We start from the raw sequence: 2,039 nt of genomic DNA, 5'->3' as shown, positions 1-2,039 counted from the left end.
AGCCCCAGCGTCCGAACCCAGGCGGGCGGAGTCGAAAGCAGCGGGAAACCCAGCAGGTCGGCGGCGGAGGAATGGCTGATCACGGCTGTCGGACCCCACCGCAGCATGGCGGCCCGCGCAAGTACCCGCGTCGGCGTGGGTTCTGCGTTCTCATGGGCATTCACCAGGTAGACGCCCCGCAGGACGCAGCGCCAGCGGCCCCGCCGGATCATCGCGTCGATCGTGGCTCCGGACATACCGCTCGCGGTCAGCTGCGCACGTGAGAGCAGACCATCCTGGTTAGCGGCGAGCCGATCGAGATCCGGGAGCACACGGAGAGGATCTCGAAATATCCGGACGAGTGTGCCTTATCCACAGGAATCCGTCGGGCGAGGTGGGTTGTCACGGCGAGAAGATCCTTGTGTTACTGACGGTGCGGTCCTGACGAGTGGAAGGTTGACATCCCAGAGGGCCATAAATCGGACACAGGATGTACGTCTACCTTCCACTCGTGCCGGTCGCTCCAACGGGGTCTGGGTCAGGGGGGTCTGGGTCAGGCGGTCTGGGTCAGGGTCACGGATGTGATCTGCGCCTTGCTGACGGGGGCACCATCGGTGCTGCCTCCCTCGATGCCGGGGGAGGTGAGGGCGTCGAGGATGCTGAGACCATCGGTGATCTTACCGACTATCGTGTAGTTGCTTCCCAGCGCCTGCACACCGGCGGTGTTCGGGTCCTTGTAGATGAGGAAGAACTGGCTGCCGTTGGTGTTCGCACCGGCGTTGGCCATGGCGATCACGCCGCGGGTGTACGTGGCGCCGTTGGTGTTCTCGTTGGCGTAGGCGAAGCCCGGTCCGCCCTGGCCGGTACCGGTCGGGTCACCGCACTGCAGCACGAAGATGTTCTCGGCGGTTTCACGATGGCAGGGGGTGCCGTCGAAGTACTTGGCACTGGCCATGGTGAGCAGGGCGTGGACGGTGCAGGGAGCCTTCGCCGCGTCCAGCGCTGCCTTGATCGTGCCCTTGTTCGTGGTGATGACCATCGTGGCGGGGGACTGGTCGACGGTGCCGGCCGCCGTGGGCAGGCTCACCGGCCGTGACGGATCCCGGCCGTCCGAGGTGTAGGTGCAGGGGCCGACCTTCGTCGACGCGGGCGCGGCGGACGCCGCGGATGACGGTGACCCGGATGGCACCGCAGATGCGGACGGGGTCGCCGATGCCGACGCTGAGACGGTGGCCTTGTCGTCGTTACCGGCGAACAGCAGCACCCCGGTGACCGTGCCGGTGAGTACTACCACGACGCCCGCGGCGATGACGGCGATCAAGCGCTGGCGGCGGCGTCGCTCAGCCGCGCGGCGTTCCGTCTGGCGGGTGATCCTCGCGGCGGCAAGCTCGCGCCGTCGCCGCGTCTTGGACGTCACCACCTGTCGGTCTCCTTGGTTCCTTGGGGCCGCCGGCGCCGCGACAGTATCCATGATCGCGTCGCCCTCGGCTGGCTGGCCGTTCCGGGTACGGGCGGCTTCGTCCGGCTCCGGTGAGGGTCTGTTCATGGAGAGTACTAGGCCCGTCCGATGGATCTCCGATCGCGCGGATCGATGCCCACCGGGCAGGCCAGGGAGGCCGATGGGGTGCCGACGGTGATCCGTTGTGTTAACCGGATGTTCACGATTTTCTGCTGTGTGAGACTCCTCTCCATCGCTCGTATGAAACCTATTCTGTGGATGGTCCCCAAGGGGTTCGTCCACGAGGAGTGCCGTGTCGGAGATTATCTTGACCTTGGTGGCGGAAGCGCTCAGCGCCGCCGTGTTCGCACTCGTAGCCTCGCTGTTCCGACGGTGGCGGGCATCGGCTACCCACGCGGCCTGATGGACATGCGGCCTGATGGACACGGTGTCTGACCGGCGCGCTGTCTGACCGGGCACGGTGTACTGAGCGACCCCTGCGTCGCCACCGCCCACCGCCCACCGCGAGCTGAAGACCGGCCACATGCCGGTCCTTGTATTGATGGTCATATAATCGTTGCGGTGAGTACCACTCTCCTTGATCCACGCATCTACTGCCGGT

At 66.1% G+C, this 2,039-nt stretch carries 2 protein-coding genes; both read right to left on the bottom strand.

Annotation, left to right across the window (positions count from 1 at the left end):
- On the bottom strand, window positions 1-311 hold a 311-nt coding region (locus tag U9980_RS04120), incomplete at its 3' end, for a type IV toxin-antitoxin system AbiEi family antitoxin domain-containing protein (RefSeq protein ID WP_322766751.1).
- A gap of 221 nt (window positions 312-532) precedes the next feature.
- Window positions 533-1,399 (bottom strand): peptidylprolyl isomerase, encoded by an 867-nt coding sequence (locus U9980_RS04115; protein ID WP_322766750.1) that lies wholly within the window; start codon window positions 1,397-1,399, stop codon window positions 533-535.
- Between the last annotated feature and the right edge of the window lie 640 nt (window positions 1,400-2,039).

The organism is Protofrankia sp. Cr1, assembly GCF_963555865.1.
Taxonomy (GTDB): domain Bacteria; phylum Actinomycetota; class Actinomycetes; order Frankiales; family Frankiaceae; genus Protofrankia.
The sequence above is the reverse complement of the archived record's forward strand: the minus strand, read 5'-3'. Positions and strand labels throughout refer to the sequence as shown.